The sequence below is a fragment of the Sphingobacterium sp. 18053 genome, assembly GCF_902706145.1.
Taxonomy (GTDB): domain Bacteria; phylum Bacteroidota; class Bacteroidia; order Sphingobacteriales; family Sphingobacteriaceae; genus Sphingobacterium; species Sphingobacterium paramultivorum.
The window spans coordinates 609,605-629,918 of the sequence record NZ_CACSJW010000004.1; the positions used below are offsets into that span (position 1 = coordinate 609,605).

A 20,314-nucleotide genomic window follows, 5' to 3' on the forward strand; every position below is an offset into this window, starting at 1 on the left:
AAGATTGATTCACTTAGCCTGGAGTAATTCAGTTTATCAAGAATGATTCAATTCGTCAGAAGAGCGCTGTTATTTATTTTCCGATTAAAACAATCGCGCCATCAGGTTGCAATGTCAATTTGATGGTCTTTGTTTTGGAAAGTCGAATTTGTTTCTGTTTTGATTCCCGGGCGATGTTATCGTCGATTAGCTGTACCGCATCCGTACTCAATATGGGCAAATTCACCGATACAATCTTTTCTTTGCCCTCGGCATTTATACCCGCTATATACCATGTATCACTCTTTCTCCGGGCAAGTATGACATATTTACCTGGATAACCATCAATAAAAATTGTTTCATCCCAGGTTGTAGGTACCTGTTTCATAAAATCAATCACATGGGTTGGCATTTCCTGTAGATTATTGGGTGTCAATCCAAAATTTTGCACTGGAGTCTGAAATAAAATCGCGGTTGCCAATTGAAATGTTTCTGTCGTTTTGCGAATAGTACCACCGTTATTCTCACGGTTATGACGTTTGTTCAGCAAAACCGGACCAAAATCCATTGCCGCCACGGCATTGCGAATAAATGGATGTAAAGTCGCATTAAATGCCTCCGTATCATTTGCATGTTGTGTGAAAATCAAGTTTTCGGAAGCCAATACAGCTTCACTACCCACGAAATTCGGATACATACGCTCCCAACCCCGCGGTAAAGTACATCCATGAAATATAACTGTTAACCCATAATCATTTGCATCTGAAAGAATATCTTCGTAAAGCTTAAGTGTTTCCTGTTTATCACCTCCAAAAAAATCAACTTTGATTCCTTTAATGCCCACACGCTGCATCCATTGCATCTCGGCTTTACGTGCGATCGAAGTATTCATTTTATTTTTTGGTGTTTGCGGTGCGTCGTTCCAGAATCCGTTCGAATTGTACCACAGGCAAATACCTACACCCCGCTCCTTTCCATAAGCCACCAATTGTTCAATTTTTTCATGACCGATCTTTGTATCCCACCAATTGTCGATCAATACAAATTCATAACCCATTGAAGCTGACAAATCAATAAACTTCTTTTGGTCTTCAAAATTAATACTACCATCCTGCCATTCCAGCCAACTCCACGTCGCCCGTCCGAATTCGTATTTCTTCGACGCCGGATATTGCGGCTCTACAACATCAAAAGGAATGGTCGTCTCCACAATGGGTTTTAGATTGCTCCCGATAGTCAGTGTGCGCCAAGGTGTATAACCGGGTAATGAAATTGTGGGAGCTGCACGTCCAATGCCATTGTTCTCCCCTTCTTCCGGGAAAGCAATACTATAAAGGCCATCCTTCGTACCTTCGCTTAACTTGGATGCACAATATGCGCTTGATACACCCGTTTCCGAAACAAGTACCCATCCACGATCCCCAACATGAAAGAGCGCAGGAAAAGTATATCCAACACCATACTTCGAAGGTACCCCTAAGGCCTGATCTACCTGATACTCCTCTTCATAACTTGGTTTTGTTTTCATCCAGCCTATCATCGGGGAAGCTTGGGCTGTTAAAAATGTTGTTGTAATGAGTGGAAATTTAAAACCACTCTCCTCCTTCATTAATGCAAAATTGGCCGGCTCGCCTACCTGAGGCACATAATATCGGAATGCTATATTGCTGTTGCTAACACGGAAAGTAACCTCAATCTGTTGCTTTGAAGCATTCTCCAACAAATAACGCAATTCATTCGCTTTATACGCTACCTGACTGCGTTTGATTTTTGACTCGTTATAATTGGTCGAAATTTCAGCTCTTTTTTCTGCTACTGGATGCAAATTATCACTTAAATTTATCGTCTTGCTTTGAAGCCCAAGCGGAGAAGCTTCCAACATCGTTTTCCCTTCCAGTTCAACCTCATAAAATAGATTGCCATTTTTCAGATCCAACTTAACGGTCAAAGTTCCATCAGGACTAGATACCGATGTCTGCTGCGCTACAGCAATTGTGCCCAATAAAGATACGATACATACCAAAACACAAGGTTTTAATGGTAAACGTCCAAAATAGCGCGTATAATTGTGATTTAACATAGATTAACTCAAATAGTAGGTTAGTTATTACGTTAAAGATAAGGTTTTATTTTAATAAATGTACAAAAAACACTTATTATACAATACGTCCCTTATCCAGCAATTGATGCCACTATCTAAGGAATTATTACCTTCTGATTAGGGAGCCGGCCTCCCCACCTTTTCTTGCCTTATGGAAAGATATAGAAAACAAAAATGTGTTATAATTGTAAAGAAGTAGTGACATTTATTTTTACGATTTTAATACGTATTAAACTATGAATCTAATTATGAACATGATAGCAATTGCAAGTATAGCAACTGCTTCCTTAGCTCCATTGTCAGCTAAATCACGATTATTGCTCGAGCAAAAGAACGAAAACATTGCGCTGATATTAAAAAAACAGAGCTTAAAACGTAATTATGTGGGAACCGACTCGCTATTACAATACTTTAATCAAACAACTGCGGAACTTGAAAAGCAGGTTGCGGGTTTAAGCGAAGCGCAGCTCCAATTTAAACCAGCGCCTGACAAATGGTCCATCAGTCAATGCCTTGAACATATCATTCGTTCAGAACGAATGATATTTGACATGGCAAAAAAAGGCCTGGATCAAGATCCACAACCTGAAAGGCGGAAAGAGATCAAGATGACCGACGACAATCTCAAGAATGCACTCACAGACAGGAGTCACAAATATCAGGCACCCAAGGAACTCCAACCGGAGGGGATTTATAAAAATGTGAAAACAGCACTCGCTGATTTCAATGCCGCGCGTCAGCCAGTACTTGATTATATCAAAAAAGCTGATGCGGAAGATCTTAGAAATCATGTCAGCGACTCCCCAACCGGTCCAATTGATGGTTACCAAGCCCTGATGTTTATTGCTGCACATTGTGCACGTCATACCAAACAGATCGCTGAAATAAAAGCCGATCCCAATTTTCCAAAACAATAGAAAGATGAAGAAATTGACCTATCAAATTAAGATTGATGCTCCTGTGTCGCGGGTTTTTAAAACAATGCTCGATAAAGAAACGTACAAACAATGGACCAGTGCGTTCAATCCGAGTTCTGATTTCGAAGGCGTTTGGGAAAAGGGACAAAGAATTCATTTTACCGGCGTCAATGAAAATGGTGAAAAAGGCGGAATGGTAGCAGAGATTGCTGAATATATTCCAAATTCATATGTATCTATTCGCCACCTTGGCATCTTAGATAAGGGCCAGGAAATTTTATCCGGACCAACTGTTGAAGATTGGGCAGGAGCGTTAGAAAACTATTCTTTTTCAGCCATCGAGGGACAAACATTATTGAAAGTGGATGTTGATACAAACGACGAATACATCGATTACTTTAATGAAGCTTGGCCAGATGCTTTGCAACGGCTAAAGGAAATCAGTGAAACGGAATAAGTAAAATACCCCTACGTATTGAATAGCTTTGCGATATCAATACACAGTTCAGCAGCTTGTCGGTTAAATACAAAAACGGCATCTAGATTTAGATGCCGTTTTTGTATTTAACCGATGCCGTTTTTTCGCTCGTTTACTTTTGTTTTTTAACCCTAATATCGAATATATTATAATACTTTAAGGTACTATAGTCTTTCAGGCTCATGAAGTCATAAGTAAGTGGATAATTAAAGATATTTTCCGTCTGACTCACATAAAGGAGCATATCGCGGAGTGCTGCCCCAATAGCCTGGGCTCCTTTTGGATACTGAATAAAACTGTTCTTCCCGCCACCACGATAGTAGATCAGCAGACTACTACAATCCAGGACTTTGGTATCTATGTCATCCAGCGCTTTCTTTTCCAATATTTTGTCTATCGCTGTATTGAGCCTTACCCGTGTTGAATCAGTTTCTCCCATCAGAATCATATGAGTACCATAAGTCACCGAAGCAAGCACATAAGGAGAATAGCCGGCTTTGGTTAATGCCTCTACTTCCGATGTTGGATAAGCTTCATAATACTCCGTATAATCAATATATATTGTAAGCTTATTGACATTGCCTATCCGAAGTGTACTATTGGGTTTACTGATCGTCGTTGAATCTGCATGTCTCACAAGGGATAGGGCCTTTTTTACATCCTTCGAATTACCAAGAAATCCCTGTATTTCGGCGTAATCTTCAAAAGTACTGGAGGAGAAATTCATGCTGCTCGCCTGTTTCGATTTTTCGAACTTATTGGCATAAGCAAGGCCATTCGCATAGCTGGGTTCAAAGAACCCCATATCTACAGAGAAATCGTTATCAGACAAAAAATGGAATTTAACTTTTTTTGCTTTTGCTTCCAGGCTTTCTAGCTGGGGACCTTCAAGGGTATCTTTGAGGCTCCAAAGTCCACCCAGGAAAACCTTTTCATCAATATAGTCATCAGCGAACAGTTTATTCATCTGAAACTCTACTTTTCGAATTTCATACTTATCTGGCGGAACAGTGGGTTCATTTTTGGTGGTATCTGTAGGCACCACCTCTGGGGGCTCTACCTTTGGCTCGATGGGATCTTTTGTACAACTTAGCCATATCAGTGAGCTAAGAAGAAGTAAAAAATTTCTAGTGTGCATATTGAAGTTCTTCGGTTTCAAATTCCGTTATCATTAAAAACAGGGATCGCTCGCACTTTTTTATCTGATAAATTAAATATAATAATCGAAGATAACATTTTTTTTCATCAGTCCAAAACAAAAAAAGCGGGGTTTTCACCCCGCTTAGATTTAATCTTTTGTAACACCGTGAAAATGCAGAAGCCTCTCAGCTGGTTGAAATCAAGAGCGATCGACTGCATTAAACACCCCAAAAAGCTCTACACGCTCTAAAGAACGATCCACAACCGCCACTCGTATAGGTGTCTGAAGTATGTGTACCGACCAATTGTGCCGTATCATAGTCATAAAAACTCAATACAAAAACACAATGCGTTAATTGGCCTTTGCTTTCTTTGACCTCTTCGGTGACCTTCACGAGGGTGTTCGTTTTAGGAAGGCGGTAAGTCGTCGTTTTAACATTGACATTTTCTTTTGGAGCCTTTTCTGTTGTCTTTGCAGAAGCCACTGTAGATAGCAGCGCAACGGCCATCAAACTCATCATTAATTTTTTCATTGTTTCTATTTTTTTGTTAAACCATAACATGCTTTTGAAGCAGGTCTTTATTTTATGGAAGTAAAAATAGAAACGCCTTTAACTAATTTTACGGTTATTTATTATTTGTTGCAACTTATTCATTATTCGTGGTTGTTAGTCTATTATTCGTAATACGACTGTTTGTACTATATAGGTTAATCATGACAGCAAGTCTTATTTTTATACATTGTATGTCTCTAGCATTATTTGTATTTAGGGGTCTGATTCAAAATAAACTACAGTTCAGCAGCCCAATTATTACAGCATCGGACAAATTCGTTAACAATGCCCAAATATACTAGCGCAAATGGGGTTAAAAATTAGAATAGCGAACCGTAAACATTGCTTTTTATAAGAAAATGGAAAATAATAGAGAAAGCAGAAAGTATTTACCTGTGGTGGTAATGGCGCTAATTGGTTTCCTGGAAAACCTATCTATACAAGATAAACACCACGAGCAAATTACAGAATAGCTTCTTATAAGACTTAGGTCCATAAACTTAGAACCGGCCCCGATGTAAATTTTTATCCAAATAAACCAATAAAGCTTTATTATTATCAAATTTATCATATGCCTTGGATGTGAGATATATTTTGTTCATAAAAAAAGGAGACTACTATTGACTAGTGTCTCCTTAAGTGCCCAGGAGCAGATTCGAACTGCCACGCCCATGCGAGCGCCACCCCCTCAAGATGGTGCGTCTACCAATTTCGCCACCTGGGCTCATACTCACCTTTGGTATCACAAAAATAAAGATTTTTCGCTCTTTTACAAGTCGAAAATTGCTTTTTAAAGCATTATTTCACTAAATTCCTATTGATCAAGGTTCTAATTACACCGTCAACAAGTCCAACCCTTGGAACAATGATTTGTTTTAGACGGCCATACTTCATAATCGTCAGGAAAATTTCACTTGCAGGTATAATTACATCCGCACGATCTTCGTTTAACCCCAATAAAATAATGCGCTCTTTTAAAGAAAAGGAAGATAAATGTTCATATACCGCTTTTAATTTGGCATAGGATAATGGTTTATCCAGCTTCTCATTAGAGAGGCGTGCAAGCTTATTAATATTACCGCCAGTACCGATCCCAACGACTTGCTTATACATATGCGTATTGCTACGTACCCATTCCCTCAATTCATCCCAGGTTTCTGCCTTATCCTGATTGTCCAAAATACGAATCGTACCCAAGTTGAAAGACTTAGAATTAACCAAAACACCATTGGCGAATAACGATAATTCAGTGCTACCGCCACCAACATCAATGTAAAGGTAAACTTTGTCCTTTTCCATCTTATTATCCCAATGACTATTGTAAATAATCTCAGCCTCCTTTGCCCCTTCGATAATGTCGATGTTTATACCGTTTTTCTTGACCTCCGCAACAATGTCAGCCCCATTTCGCGCATCACGCATGGCCGACGTCGCACAGGCCATATAATCCTCCACGTGATAAACATCCATCAACTCCCGAAAAGCCTTCATCGTTTTGATCAAACTCTCGGCTTTCCTTGGTGAAATTTCCTGATGAATAAACGCGTCATCTCCCAAACGGAGTGGAACACGTAACAGTGTATTTTTCTTAAAATTATATTGGTCTTTCTGTCCTATAATGTCAGCTATCAAAAGACGGACTGCATTGGAGCCTATATCTATTGCGGCGTATCTCACTTTATATACGATTTCATTAAATTACGCTAAAATAAACACAGTTATTAAAAACTATGTTATACAAATGTTAAGTTATCATTAATTTAACAAATAACAAACGATTATTACAAGGAATTCTTGCGTGCACAACACCTGATATTGTCGTAAAACAACTAAAATTCCTATTGATCAAAAATATAAACTCATTTCCCGACAAAATCATCTCGCTGACAATCAACTGACTCAGGATACAACTAGCACATGCTATCGAAACGCAGTACCTATCACAATTCCATACAGAAAATCCATTATTGCCAGCAAAAAACTCATAAAAAAAGGAATATTCATTTTAATGAATACTCCTTTCCTTCTATTTATCTTATTTCTTAGTGATGGTGTTCTTCAACTTTACCGCCAGCTAATTTGTAGATCTCTTCCACTTTTTTCAAAGACTCTTCCGAAAGGTGAATAACATCCTTGTTTGTATTGTGTTCTTCATGAGACAATCTTGTATTGATCTCACCTTGTTTTTTAACCACAAGTGCTAAAAATGCTTTATCGTTGAATGCCGCTGTGCTGTCCGAACCAACTGAAGCTGGAACTTGAAATGCAGGCACACCACGTTGCGCCTCGCCAACATGCAATTCTTTTGCTAAATTGTCCAATTCTGGTAAAACTGTTGCGTAAGCCTCTTTAATCTTTGCGGCTACATTTTTCACCTCTGTTGAGGTAGATTGTTTTGCAGCTACATCGGCAAGATTTACCAAGTAGTTTCCATTTTCGCCAACGAATTTAATCATTGCGAAAGCATCACCATCCGCTAAGGATGCATTAGAGTATTGACGCTGTCTATCTGCAGCTGTTTGACCACAAGATGCAAATAATGTACCCGCACAAGCCGCAACAATAAATAACTTATTAATCTTCATATCAATTTTGTTAACTATACAAAAGTAGATAAAATATATGTTCTCCGAAACCCTATCCGTGAAAAGAAAGAAAAATTACGCAACATTTCTTCCGGCATTCACCACGCCAAAGATTGTACGCGCTATTAACTTCGAATAATCTTCACGTTGCGCATCAGTCAGCTGATCCGAATTCAATGCACGAATCGCAAAATGCTGTATAACTAATAACGGTAATACAATCCCCTCGCGCGCTAAAATAGACTCACGATCCACAGGATAGTTCTCCATCAATTTTGAGGTTCCGCTCAGTTTTAACAAATATTCTTTTGTTATCTGATACTCGGCATACAAAGTTTTCCAAAAATCACCATAGATAGGATCATCTTTCATGTATGCTGTAATATCAAAGTTTGACTTTGTCATCGACATCATACAGTTGTCGATCAATGTCTGGAAAAATCCCGATGAAACATATAATTGCTGCACGTCTTTCCAGAGGTTATTTTTTTCAGCCCATTGCAATGCTGTTCCGACACCATAAAATCCAGGAATATTTTGTTTCAGCTGGCTCCATGAAGTTACAAAGCTAATCGCCCGCAGGTCTTCCAGTCGCAATTCACGGCCTGAGTTACGTTTTACAGGTCTACTTGAAATATTGATCGAGGATAACGCTTTCAATGGCGACATCGTCTCCAAATATGGTAAAAACAATTCATTCGTGCGTAGATCCATAAACTTATGATGACTCAACTCAGCTAGCTTATCAATGATCTCCTGTTGATGCTTGGTTAAAGTATCGCCCACACGTTGCTTTAAATCTGAAATAATACCGGCATGCAAAAGTTGCTCAATATTAAACCGCGCTGTATCTAAAGATCCGTACTGGCTACTGATTGTCTGTCCCTGAATCGTCAATTGAATATGATCGTTGGCAATCTCCTTACCCATAGATGCGTAAAAACGTTGCGTTTTACCACCACCACGTGCTGGAGGCCCACCGCGGCCATCAAAGAATACCAAATCGACATCGTATTCGCGTGATATCGCCGTAAGTTCGATTTTCGCACGATAGATCGACCAGTTCGCCATCAGATATCCACCGTCTTTGGTACTATCTGAATAACCCAACATAATCGTCTGTTTGTTTCCTCTTCGTTTCAAATGTGCCTTGTACTCCTTATTACTATACAAGGTTTTCATCACGTCCGCTGCTCTCGTCAAGTCATCAACGGTCTCAAACAAGGGCACAAAATCGATCGTTAAAGCATCCTTCTTCCATCCGGACCATAAAAATAATTGACGCAGTCCCAAAATATCACTTGCTTGCTGGCAATTACTGATAATAAAGCGTTGTGCAGCTCGCTCAGAACCGGAACGTTGAATCTCCTTTAATAATTTTATCACGCCCGAAGTATCTTTCGTTAACGGATCCGCATCCTCTCCCACCGTTAAATCAAGTTCTTTGAATTTTAATGCTTTTTGCTTATCATTTTCACTAAGCTCCAGATAATCCAATGGCATTCCAGTCTTTTCCTGGTTGTGCTGAATCAGATAATTGGTAGCCTCACGTAATATGCGGCTGTCTTGTCTGATATCCAATGTGGTAAAGAAACAACCAAAAGTCATCACTTTACGGAGTAGATCATCAACGATCTCTACAAAAAGTCCATTGTGATATTCCTCCAAAACATTTTTGATTGCTTTTAGATTCGTGATAATATTATCGGTTTCGTCTGCAGGATGTTCGACCGGATTAAAACTATTTTCGTAGAACAATGTCTGCAGATTTTCCATATACTCCTCCACACCTCTAAATGTGATGCGTCGTCTAACGATACGGAAATCTCTATAGTAACATCTAAACAAGATAGTACGTAGCAAAGCGGCAACTTTCTTGGTGCTATCAACACTTACGTTAGGATTCCCGTCTCGGTCACCTCCCGGCCAAAAGCCAAGCTCAATCAATTGTTTTACCTCTTCGGTATCAACATCCAATTCATCATCAATGAAGGATTGAATCTCCGATGCCACTTTATAAAACACGTTTTCCAAAAACCAAGCTAAGCTCGCAGCCTCATCAACTGGAGTAGGTTTATTTTTATTGATGAAAGGTGTTTTACCCAATTGCTGTAACAGCAGGTGGATACTATGAATATCGTTGGTCTTGATTGCATCGATCAGGTCGTTGATAATACCCAATACCGGTCCCGGATAAAATTGAGTAGGATGTGCAGTCAATACAAGACGTACAGAAAAATCCTTCAATTTTGACACAATCTTACGGCGCATATCTTCGTTACCTTCGGCGTTTTTAATTAATGCCCCTAAGACATTTTCATCATCGCCACGACCCACCATCTGAAATGACGAATCTTCGATCGCATCAAATAAAACAACCTGACGCTCTATATATTGAACAAATCGAAATAACAAATCAATACGTTGCTCTTCCGAAGAAAATTCCTCATGCTGATCGAAGAAACTCTTTATGATCTCATCAGGAGTTAAATGCTGATCCACACCCTTTTCACATTGCTTTGCAAAAAATGGTAATAAAGTACCGGTATCTTTAACACGTTGAAATGGCAATGTTAAAAACAAACTTTTGAAAAGCTCAAAGCGTGTCAATACCTCGTCCTGAAAGACGGCTTCATTTTTACTTTGCTTCATATTTAAATCTTTGAAAGTGGTCAAGAGAGTTTAGGTGACTCTTGAAATTTTGTAATGTCTCTGAAATTACCCTATGGCCCCAAATATAACAATATTATATCTAAACAAATAAAAAAGTATAAATTAATCAAAAAAACAATTGAAATTTTATAAACATACTAACAAATTTTAGTAATTTTTCATTTTTAACACATTAACATAGTACAATATGGAAACGACCAGTGTCGATCCCCTACCTCATAAAGCCCGGCTACAAAATGAACCTTTCTTGATCAGACAGGAATCAACCAGCTATATCGCTATCATCAGTACAAAAAAGAGCAAACATAGCAGAACAATTGTTTTTAATATGAAAAGCAATTTATCTAAGTTTGTACTATACACATTATGAAACAGACACAAGAAATAAAAAGTTTTTTCTATAGCCAATATTTTGCAGATGGACTCCGAATTACCATCGGATGTATCGTGCCTGTCCTGATCTTTGCAACCATCGGGCAATTTACCAATGGAACCATAGTCTCTCTGGGAGCGCTCTTAGTAGGCTTATCGGATACCCCCGGTGCGCCTAGCCATAGAAGGAAAGGTATGATTGCCGGTGCGATATTGACTACTTTAACTTTTATTTTAACCAATATAGTTAATCAAAATGTATATCTATTGGCAATTTTTATCGGCGTAGCCTGCTTTATATTTGCCATGTTTGCGGTTTTCAATGGAAGAGCCGCCAACGTCGGTCTCATGTGCATCCTGATGATGTTGATCCATGTGCAGATTCACTACCCTCTTGCAGAGGCCATCAACTATTTAGGTTTCTATACTTTAGGTGGTTTATGGTATATCGCTATTAGTCTTTCCATCACCCAAGCACGCCCTTACAGGCTGGCCGAACAGGAACTATCAGAAACAATTCGCTATGTTGCTGATTACATCCGGCTAAAAGCTAATTTTTACGATGCTAAAATTGATAATGATAAAAACTACCTCAAACTAATCGACAAACAAGTTGAAGTCAATCAGCATCAGGAAAACCTACGGGATGTATTATTTCAAAGTAAACGATCGATTAAAGACACCACAAAGGTAGGACGTTATTTAACCCTCGTTTTCAACGATATTGTCGATCTCTTTGAACAAAGTATGGCGGCGCACTATGATTACAATACCATTAGCGAACGCTTTGGACCTACTGGCATTTTGGAAGACTTCAAAAATGTGATTTTAAAATATACCAATGAGCTTGACAATTTAGCCTACCAGCTTAATACAAATACACAGCCAAAACCATTGTACGATTTCGACTCGGATCTCAGTCGTCTTCATACTAAAATTGATCAACTAGATAAAAATCAACAATATAGCACATTTGCTTTACGCAAGGTGTTGATCAATTTACGTGATCTGGTTCGCCGGATCAAAAATATCTATGGTTACTCGCATCTACAACCTGACGATGTCAAACGAAAAGAAATTGACGACGCAAAACGCTTTGTTCAAAGCTCTGCAATTGATTTTAAAAAGTTTCGCGAAAATCTTACCCTAAAATCCACCATCTTTCGACATGCCTGCCGTATGGCAATTGTCATGTCGGTCACCTATTACGTGTTTGAGGTCACCAATATCACCAATAATGTATACTGGATCCTCCTAACCATCATGGTTATCCTAAAACCTGGCTTCGGACTCACAAAGGAGAGAAATATCCAGCGTCTCATCGGTACAACAATAGGTGGACTCATCGGAGCCCTCATCCTGTTAACCATACATGACCCAACTATACTATTTGTTCTCTTGGTATTCTTTTTTCTGACGGCATATAGTTTATTCCGCGTCAACTATGTTATTGCCGTACTTTTTATGACACCTTATGTATTAATAATGCTGAGCTTCGTCAGCGCCAATACCCTGGACGTCACGAAAGAACGAATATTGGACACCTTTATCGGGGGCATGATTGCATTCTTATCCAGTTATATTATTTTTCCAAATTGGGAAAGCATGCAAGTCAAGGAATCCATGCGAAAGCTACTCATTGCCAACTACAATTACATCTTTCAGGCATTGAAAGAAATTGCAGGCCAAGCGCCTTCCATCACGGATTACAAACTAACCCGCAAGGCAGTCTACGTTGAAACAGCCAATATGGGTTCGACGTTCCAGCGCATGCTTACCGAACCCAAGAAACGTCAAAAATATAGTAAGGAAGTCAATAAATTCGTCATATTCAACCATATTTTAGCTTCTTTTTCGGTGACATTAATGAACCATCTCGATGAAATGGACAATAATTATATCAATAAGGACCATGTCCGGACAATCCGAAAAATATTAAGCTCCTTGGAGCAGTCCATTCAGCTGCTACATTCTGACGATAGCGTCAATGCATTTATTCCTTTGGCGATCGAAATTCCCAACGACCAATTTGATAATACAGATGTCAGTTCGGTTGATGGGCAGCTATTGACCGAACAGCTGGACTTCCTAAATAAAATTTCACAGGACCTACATAAAATAGTTCAGGACCTTCATGCTAAAAGCACAGCAGTGTCAGAAAATGAACTGTCTAAAGCTTTAAGCTGATTTATTCTTTAAAATTCTCGACATTTATACCATGAGCGATACGATAACACGGTACGACCTGATTATAGTTGGCGGCGGGCCAATTGGCTTAGCTTGCGCCTTAGAAGCCAAAGAAGCAAATTTAAGCTATCTTATTCTTGAAAAAGGCTGTTTAGTCAACTCACTGTATAATTACCCCCAAAATATGACCTTCTTCTCTTCCTCCGAAAGATTAGAAATAGGTGATATTCCCTTTGTCACAACCAACCCCAAGCCAAAACGCATGGAGGCTTTGGAATATTACCGACGTATACAGCAAAAGTTCGCTCTGGATACCCATCTTTTTGAAGAAGTACTGGAAATTAAGAAAGAGGATACGGAGTTCCTGGTCAGTAGCAACAAAAGCGTGTACCTGACCAAGAAAGTCATCATTGCCACAGGTTTTTATGACATACCGATGTTGCTCAATATCCCGGGCGAAGAACTTCCCAAAGTTAGGCATTACTACGATGACCCACATTATTATAGCAGCCAGAAGGTAATCGTTGTCGGCGCCAGTAATTCATCCATTGATGCAGCGCTTGAAACCTACCGAAAAGGAGCGCAAGTTTCTTTGGTAATCCGTGGTAGCGAAATCAGCCGTCGCGTAAAATATTGGGTAAAACCTGATATTGAAAATCGAATTGCTGCTGGTGAAATCGATGTGTATTATAATAGCCACTTAACAGAAGTTACTCCGACTACTGCACATATCCAAACACCAGACGGTATCGTCGAACTCGATAATGATTTTGTACTGGCTTTAACCGGCTATCGCCCAAATTTTGATTTTTTAAAAAAGATTGGAATTGATATTCCCCAAGAGGCACCTTGCATTCCTAGCCATAATGAAGAAACAATGGAAACCAACATAGCCGGGATTTATTTGGCAGGTGTCGTTTGCGGTGGCTTAAATACCCACCTTTGGTTTATTGAAAATTCACGAATTCATGCCAAACAGATTATCGGACATATTCGCTCAACACTTACTTAACGACTTGAAAACGTAAACCATTTAAGAAGATTTTCATCATTTTCTTCTGTAAACTGAGAATATGATCGAATTCTTCTTTTGTTGGGAACAACATGTTTTTCATGTCCTTTAAAATGCCCATACGCATACCGAATAGTGAATACAGAAGAATTCGCGCAGTTTCATTGATATCTTCAACCTGTATCTCGCCGGCATCGATACCAATATTGAGAATCTTTTCAATAATTTCTACTTCACGTAGATAAGATTCTTTGAACACCTGCTCCAACTCATCAGGAAGCTCTTTCACCATCTTCATGGTGTATTCAAATAAATTATAATATTGATTGATAATCTTGACCCGCATGTCAATAGAATACATCATGATCTCCTCAAAGTCACCACCCTTAGCAATGACATCCTCGAGATCCTCGATCATTTTATCAATAACGTATTCGAAAACTGCAGAATATAAGCTATTCTTATCCGGAAAATAATAATACAGCAATGCTTTTGAGAAATTGAGATCTTTGGCTATTTCCGACATCGTTGTCTTAGCCATTCCAAAATGTGCAAAGCGCCTCGTCGCAGCTTCTAGAATTTTGATTCTTTTTACATCTGCATTACCCATTAAACTTATATTTTTTATCGTTAAATAAACGGTTTATACTATCTTTACCGATTATCATGCTAAAGATAGCTGATTTTTTTGAATTTCTGAAAACTAAAGTCAATATGAAGTTAAACATTCAATCGAATATATCTTTAAAAGCTTTCAATACGTTTGGAATTGAAGAAAAGACAAATTTTCTAATCGAAGTGAATGACAATGAAACATTGACCGAAATTTTTAAAAATGATATTTTTAAGGAGAACTTTTTTGTTCTTGGTGCCGGTAGCAATGTCCTTTTCACCAAAGCATTCGACGGCTACATTATTCGCATGACCAGTAAGGGCATACAGTCGAAAATTGATGGCGATGATGTTTATGTCACAGCGCAAGCTGGAGAAATCTGGAATGACTTCGTTTGGTATTGTATCGAACATAATTACGCTGGCATTGAAAACATGGCCCTAATTCCCGGTACTGTCGGGGCTTCACCTGTGCAAAACATCGGTGCCTATGGTACCGAGTTAATGTATGTCTTTCACGAATGTCAGGCTTTCGATACGCATACCGGCAACTTTGCCACATTCAAAAAAGAAGATTGCAATTTCTCCTACCGCGACAGCATCTTCAAAACAGCATACAAAGGACGGTTTATCATTACCGAGGTAACCTATAAGCTTAGCCGAACAGCTCATATCAACACAACTTATGGTGCAATAGAAGCCGAACTCGCTAAAGAAAATATAACGAACCCAAGTATTGCCGATATCGCAGCCATTGTCTCCAAAATCCGGGTAGAAAAGCTCCCTGACCCAAGTACAGTGGGAAATGCCGGAAGTTTCTTTAAGAACCCCGTAGTTACAGCATCGACTTTTGAGCCTCTTCAGAAAGAATATCCCACAATACCGCATTATCCAATGCCCAATAATGAAACAAAATTGGCTGCTGGATGGTTAATAGAACAATGCGGTTGGAAAGGAAAAGAATATGGACAAGCAGGTGTATGGAAAAATCAGGCACTTGTACTAATAAATAGACAAAACGCTACAGGGCAGGAAATTTACAATCTATCGGAACAAATTATAAGTGATGTAGCCAACAAATTTGGCATTAAGCTGGAGCGTGAAGTTAATTTACTGTAAAGATTTAAAAAAAGTAAAAATATTTTTTTTAAATCTGAAAGTAAAAGAAAAACAGGCTTCACTTTAGTAAAACATCACTTTGAGCTAATTTTATTTACTTAAAGTTAGTCTACGCAAACGTTTGCCCTGCTTAAAATAATCTTAAAATTATATTAACAAATCTAATTTTGCCATTTTTGGCGCATTATTTGCCTCATACTTAATGAACCGCATTTTATAAACGTACTGTTTTGTAAAAAGAACAGTTATAATTCATTAAGCTATGACAAAGAATGAATTTGACACAATGGTTATTGAGCAATCGGACTCATTAAAACTCTACGCCAGAAATTTTACCAGTGATTACGAAGATGCCAACGATCTCGTTCAGGACACTATCCTGAAAGCTGTGACCTATTTTAAAAATTTCAAAGAAGGAACCAATTTGAAAGGATGGCTTTACACCATCATGAAAAACACGTTTATTAATAACTATAGACGTATTGTGAAAACCAACTCTTTCATCACGAAAGACGAGGATATTTCTAACTCTAACCTGCTATTATCCGCCTCCTCAAATCAGGGCGAAAGCAAATTTGTCATGGAAGACATCCATGAAGCTTTATCTAGTCTTTCCGAAGAATATTACATCCCATTTTCACTGTACTTTGAAGGGTTTAAATACCACGAGATATCTGAACATTTAAATATCCCCATCGGAACGGTAAAAACAAGAATACATGTCGCTAGAAAATTAATGAAAAGATCGCTATCGGCATATAAAATAGCCTAGTTTTTCTATCTTCGCCTTTTTACAATTACGAATGGCAGAAGAATTATCGGAATACAGCAAAAGCCAATTGGCTTTACGTAATGGTCAGGACAAACCACAGATCTGGGTTGCATATCGCGGATTTATCTATGATGTCGGAGAAAGTAGACTGTGGAAAAACGGAATGCATTACGAACATTGGGCCGGACAAGATCTAACTGAGGAGCTCCAAGAAGCCCCTCATTCAGAATCTGTATTTTCAAAATTTCAGATCGTTGGAAAACTGAAAGATCAATGATTATAAATTAAACTGAGATAGGGCAACAAAAGCGTTCAAACGCTTTTGTATGTCCTCTTCGGTAAGATCAACCAAACGATCTGTTCCAAATTTCTCTACACAGAATGAAGCTAGCGCAGAACCAAAAATCAACGCGTTCTTCATGTTTGTAAAGTTTATACTTTTTACTTTGGCAAGATAGCCAATAAAACCTCCAGCAAAGGAATCCCCCGCACCAGTTGGATCAAACACATCTGCTAATGGTAGAGCTGGAGCAGAAAAAATTTGATTCTCTCCAAAAAGAAGCGCACCATGTTCACCTTTTTTGATAATTAAATATTTAGGTCCCATTGCTAAAATGACTTTTGCAGCTTTAACCAGAGAATACTCTCCTGACAGTTGTCTTGCCTCTGAATCATTTATGGCTAACACATCAACCTTTAGAAGCACCTTTCTTAAGTCATCCATCGCAACATTCATCCAGTAGTTCATGGTGTCCAGAACAACCAGCTTAGGTTTGTGTACCAAGCGCTCCAACGTTGTCAATTGTATTTGAGGTGTAAGATTACCCAAGAGAAGATACTCACAATCCTGGTAACTTTCAGGAATAATTGGATCAAAATCAGCTAATACATTTAAGTCTGTCGCCAGGGTATCACGGCTATTCATATCGTTATGATACCTGCCTGACCAGGAAAAAGTTTGCCCACCAGTAATCACCTGAACACCCGTAACATCTATACCACGGTTCCTGATAAGATCGAGATTGTCATTTCCAAAATCCTCCCCAACAACACTGACCAATTTGATTTGATCACATAGATATGATGCCGCCAGACTAGCAAATGTACCGGCACCACCTAGAATTTTGTCAGTTTTACCGAACGGTGTTTCTATTGTATCGAAAGCCACCGTACCAATAATTACTAAACTCATAGTTTTTTAATAAGCATGGTAAACAAAAAAACCGGCGTAAAGCCGGTTTCAATATTGCTCCTGAAGCTGGGCTCGAACCAGCGACCCTCTGATTAACAGTCAGATGCTCTAACCTGCTGAGCTATTCAGGAATTTATTTTTCGAGAAATTCCTTTCTCATAGAGTGTACAAAAGTAGTACATTTTAATATCATTTGCAAATAAAATATTTGCATTGTTGCTCCTGAAGCTGGGCTCGAACCAGCGACCCTCTGATTAACAGTCAGATGCTCTAACCGGCTGAGCTATTCAGGAATGAAAAATTGAATATTTTAAAAACCCCGGTTATGTAAGTTATTAAATTGCTCCTGAAGCTGGGCTCGAACCAGCGACCCTCTGATTAACAGTCAGATGCTCTAACCTGCTGAGCTATTCAGGAGTGTTTTTCAATTTTTCCGGAGACCCTATCGCGTTTCCGTGATGCAAGTATCGGAAGATTATTAGAATACTACAAATTTTTTGAGCACATTTTTTACAACTTCCTAAATTCCAATTAGAATAATTTATTTTTATTTCTCAAACAGCTATACAAAATCCCCTTTTCAGCACTTAAACCAACATTATCCTTCTTTTACCTTCACTAGCAATTAGCTGATCAGTGGGCAATATTGTAAATTCAGCACGATTAAAGCAGTACACCTTTCAAAATAAGCGTAGCCACACTAAAATAAATCAGCAAACCTGTAACATCGACTAATGTCGATACAAAGGGCGCTGAAGAACTCGCAGGGTCGGCCCCAAGCCGTTTCATCACAAAAGGCAACATAGACCCCGTCAACGATCCCCAGAGAACGACACCGACCAAGGATAAAGAGATAACCAAAGCAACCAACACCCAATACTCACCATAGCTATGCGCAAAAGACTGCCATGCCATAATCCTTATAAAACCCAGCGCTCCTAAAATAAGTCCCAGCAGTAAACCCGACAGAATTTCTCTTCGCATCACACGCCACCAGTCACCCAAGGTAACTTCCCCCAAGGCCATCGCCTGAATAATTAATGTTGACGCTTGCGAACCGCTGTTCCCACCACTGGATATAATAACAGGCATCAGCGCAAACAACATAATCGCACTTGCCATTTGCTCCTCGAAGTGCTCAATAACTGTAGCGGTCAAAAGTTGTCCCAGAAAAAGCACAATAAGCCAACCTGCTCTCTTCTTGACCAAGTTCTTAATCGACACATCCAGGTAAGGCTCATCCAAAGCCTCCGTTCCCCCGATACGCTGCATATCTTCCGTGTACTCCTCGTTTGCTACCCAAAGAATATCATCGACAGTCACAATCCCCAACATAACCCCCTGTTCGTCGACAACAGGCAAGGCCACTCGATTATTCATCCGGAAGATGTTGATCGCTTCCTCCTGGGGATCGTAAGCATTTAGCGAAATCAGACGATGATCAATCAGTTCGCCAACAACTCTATCTGGCTCCGCCATCAGCACATCTTTAATCCTAATATCATCAACCAACTTCCCATTTCCATCAATCACATAGAGTACATCTATCGTCTCCGAATCTCTTCCATAACGTCTAATATGTCCCAATATTCGTTCAATACTCCAATGCTCTTTTACGGTAATATAATCAGGCGTCATTAGACGCCCAACGCTGTCTTCTGGATAGCCCAACAACGCCAATGCTTCAACACGATCTTTGGGTGGTAATAGTAAAATTAAATGCTTAATATCGTCCTTCATTTCTGAAAAAAAAGAAGTCCGATCATCGGGGGGTAACTCGTTAATTAGTGCGCTAATTTTCGCTTTAGAAAGCTTCTTAAAAATCCTATTTTGAGTAGGGAAATCCAGAATACGAAAAACGTTAACTGCGCGATTCAAATTTAATGATTCAATAAATAATGAACCATGCTCGGGCAACTCATCAATCAGCTCCTCTACTTCTGAAATATTTAATTCATTCAAAAATTCTTCCAGCCCAACAAGATCTCCACTTGCTATCAATTGCTCTATTTGATTCACCTGCATTTCCAGTTCTTCCATATCTCCTATCAATTTAAAAATCCTACATCTACACAAAATTTATATGTTACAAAAATCGCTTTTTTAAAGTAAATTCTGCATAAAAAAATAAATAATAAAAACCTGCTGTGTGTCGCAGTTATTGGGATAAATTCCCCACGCATCGTTCAATGCTTAAATTAAAAACAAGACATTTTGTCACCAATCAAAATTAAAGAGAAAACCGTTCTCACCAACAACTTCAACAGCTCTAGGCAAAAGTTAGACGATGAAATTTATCGTCTAATTACCGATCTATTTTTTTATTGAATAAAATAAATCAGACGACACCCATCTCACCAAGAGACACCCGAAAGCAACAACCCATAGTCATCAGATTTTTCCACAAAAAAAGCAAACAAATTTTCCCGGCACAGTCTTAGAATCGCCAATTATTTAAGTATATTCGTCGTATGCTTTAACCTGTTCAATTTAGCGCATTTTTTCAGAACAGCCCAATATTACCAGGTTATTTAAAAGAAAAAATAGCAAAAAAAAAGTAATACACAAAAAACATAAAAACCTATTATTCAAAGATAAAGCAATTTCAAAAAGAACTTAAA

General features: G+C 38.8%; 16 protein-coding genes and 4 tRNA genes. 7 read left to right on the forward strand and 13 right to left on the reverse strand.

Annotated features, from left to right (window positions below; translation table 11 throughout):
- Window positions 1-73: 73 nt before the first annotated feature.
- Complete coding sequence (locus GVK91_RS12335; protein ID WP_159729049.1) at window positions 74-2,059, reverse strand: glycoside hydrolase family 97 protein; 1,986 nt, start codon at window positions 2,057-2,059, stop codon at window positions 74-76.
- Between the two features lie 269 nt (window positions 2,060-2,328).
- On the opposite strand from GVK91_RS12335, the gene GVK91_RS12340 reads away from it, so the two are divergent.
- Together GVK91_RS12340 and GVK91_RS12345 are read left to right on the forward strand one after the other, a co-directional pair.
- Window positions 2,329-2,997 (forward strand): DinB family protein, encoded by a 669-nt coding sequence (locus GVK91_RS12340; protein ID WP_159729051.1) that lies wholly within the window; start codon window positions 2,329-2,331, stop codon window positions 2,995-2,997.
- 4 nt (window positions 2,998-3,001) lie between these two features.
- Complete coding sequence (locus GVK91_RS12345) at window positions 3,002-3,454, forward strand: SRPBCC domain-containing protein (RefSeq protein ID WP_153846131.1); 453 nt, start codon at window positions 3,002-3,004, stop codon at window positions 3,452-3,454.
- A 133-nt stretch (window positions 3,455-3,587) separates the two neighbouring features.
- Here the strand turns inward: GVK91_RS12345 and GVK91_RS12350 are convergent, their stop codons facing one another.
- The 6 genes from GVK91_RS12350 to GVK91_RS12375 form a co-directional block, all read right to left on the reverse strand.
- On the reverse strand, window positions 3,588-4,613 hold the full coding sequence (locus GVK91_RS12350) for a hypothetical protein (protein WP_153846130.1): 1,026 nt from the start codon (window positions 4,611-4,613) through the stop codon (window positions 3,588-3,590).
- 220 nt (window positions 4,614-4,833) lie between these two features.
- Window positions 4,834-5,148 carry a hypothetical protein gene (locus GVK91_RS12355; protein WP_145331062.1) on the reverse strand — a complete coding sequence of 105 codons (315 nt, stop codon included), beginning with the start codon at window positions 5,146-5,148 and terminating at the stop codon, window positions 4,834-4,836.
- A gap of 661 nt (window positions 5,149-5,809) precedes the next feature.
- Window positions 5,810-5,893 (reverse strand) — tRNA-Leu (locus GVK91_RS12360).
- 74 nt (window positions 5,894-5,967) lie between these two features.
- The gene (locus GVK91_RS12365) at window positions 5,968-6,846 is read right to left on the reverse strand and encodes an exopolyphosphatase (RefSeq protein ID WP_120334907.1); all 879 of its coding nucleotides are present in this window, start codon (window positions 6,844-6,846) and stop codon (window positions 5,968-5,970) included.
- A gap of 365 nt (window positions 6,847-7,211) precedes the next feature.
- Window positions 7,212-7,754 (reverse strand): hypothetical protein, encoded by a 543-nt coding sequence (locus GVK91_RS12370; protein ID WP_159729053.1) that lies wholly within the window; start codon window positions 7,752-7,754, stop codon window positions 7,212-7,214.
- Between the two features lie 75 nt (window positions 7,755-7,829).
- Entirely contained in the window at window positions 7,830-10,406 is a 2,577-nt protein-coding gene (locus GVK91_RS12375; RefSeq protein WP_153846127.1) for a phosphoenolpyruvate carboxylase, read from the reverse strand.
- 387 nt (window positions 10,407-10,793) lie between these two features.
- On the opposite strand from GVK91_RS12375, the gene GVK91_RS12380 reads away from it, so the two are divergent.
- Complete coding sequence (locus tag GVK91_RS12380; protein WP_220801481.1) at window positions 10,794-12,986, forward strand: FUSC family membrane protein; 2,193 nt, start codon at window positions 10,794-10,796, stop codon at window positions 12,984-12,986.
- Between the two features lie 31 nt (window positions 12,987-13,017).
- Window positions 13,018-13,998 (forward strand): YpdA family putative bacillithiol disulfide reductase, encoded by a 981-nt coding sequence (locus tag GVK91_RS12385; protein WP_159729055.1) that lies wholly within the window; start codon window positions 13,018-13,020, stop codon window positions 13,996-13,998.
- Here GVK91_RS12385 and GVK91_RS12390 read toward each other — a convergent pair.
- Window positions 13,991-14,608, reverse strand: a complete 618-nt coding sequence (locus GVK91_RS12390; RefSeq protein ID WP_153846124.1) for a TetR/AcrR family transcriptional regulator — start codon at window positions 14,606-14,608, stop codon at window positions 13,991-13,993. The two genes, GVK91_RS12385 and GVK91_RS12390, sit on opposite strands and share 8 nt — an antisense overlap.
- Before the next feature lie 104 nt (window positions 14,609-14,712).
- Between GVK91_RS12390 and murB the strand changes: the two genes are divergently transcribed.
- The 3 genes from murB (at window position 14,713) to GVK91_RS12405 (ending at window position 16,778) form a co-directional block, all read left to right on the forward strand.
- Window positions 14,713-15,729, forward strand: coding sequence for a UDP-N-acetylmuramate dehydrogenase (murB, locus tag GVK91_RS12395; RefSeq protein WP_159729057.1), 1,017 nt, complete (start codon window positions 14,713-14,715; stop codon window positions 15,727-15,729).
- A 262-nt stretch (window positions 15,730-15,991) separates the two neighbouring features.
- Complete coding sequence (locus GVK91_RS12400) at window positions 15,992-16,501, forward strand: RNA polymerase sigma factor (RefSeq protein WP_159729059.1); 510 nt, start codon at window positions 15,992-15,994, stop codon at window positions 16,499-16,501.
- 31 nt (window positions 16,502-16,532) lie between these two features.
- Window positions 16,533-16,778: a cytochrome b5 domain-containing protein gene (locus GVK91_RS12405; protein WP_120334911.1), complete on the forward strand. Its 246-nt coding sequence runs from the start codon at window positions 16,533-16,535 to the stop codon at window positions 16,776-16,778.
- Here the strand turns inward: GVK91_RS12405 and GVK91_RS12410 are convergent, their stop codons facing one another.
- From GVK91_RS12410 to mgtE, 5 genes are all read right to left on the reverse strand, one after another.
- Complete coding sequence (locus GVK91_RS12410) at window positions 16,779-17,693, reverse strand: PfkB family carbohydrate kinase (protein ID WP_075991746.1); 915 nt, start codon at window positions 17,691-17,693, stop codon at window positions 16,779-16,781.
- A gap of 57 nt (window positions 17,694-17,750) precedes the next feature.
- Window positions 17,751-17,824: transfer RNA gene (locus GVK91_RS12415), tRNA-Asn, on the reverse strand.
- Between the two features lie 88 nt (window positions 17,825-17,912).
- Window positions 17,913-17,986, reverse strand: a tRNA-Asn gene (locus GVK91_RS12420).
- A gap of 50 nt (window positions 17,987-18,036) precedes the next feature.
- Window positions 18,037-18,110, reverse strand: a tRNA-Asn gene (locus tag GVK91_RS12425).
- 246 nt (window positions 18,111-18,356) lie between these two features.
- Window positions 18,357-19,733, reverse strand: a complete 1,377-nt coding sequence (gene mgtE, locus GVK91_RS12430; RefSeq protein WP_075991745.1) for a magnesium transporter — start codon at window positions 19,731-19,733, stop codon at window positions 18,357-18,359.
- Window positions 19,734-20,314: the final 581 nt, after the last annotated feature.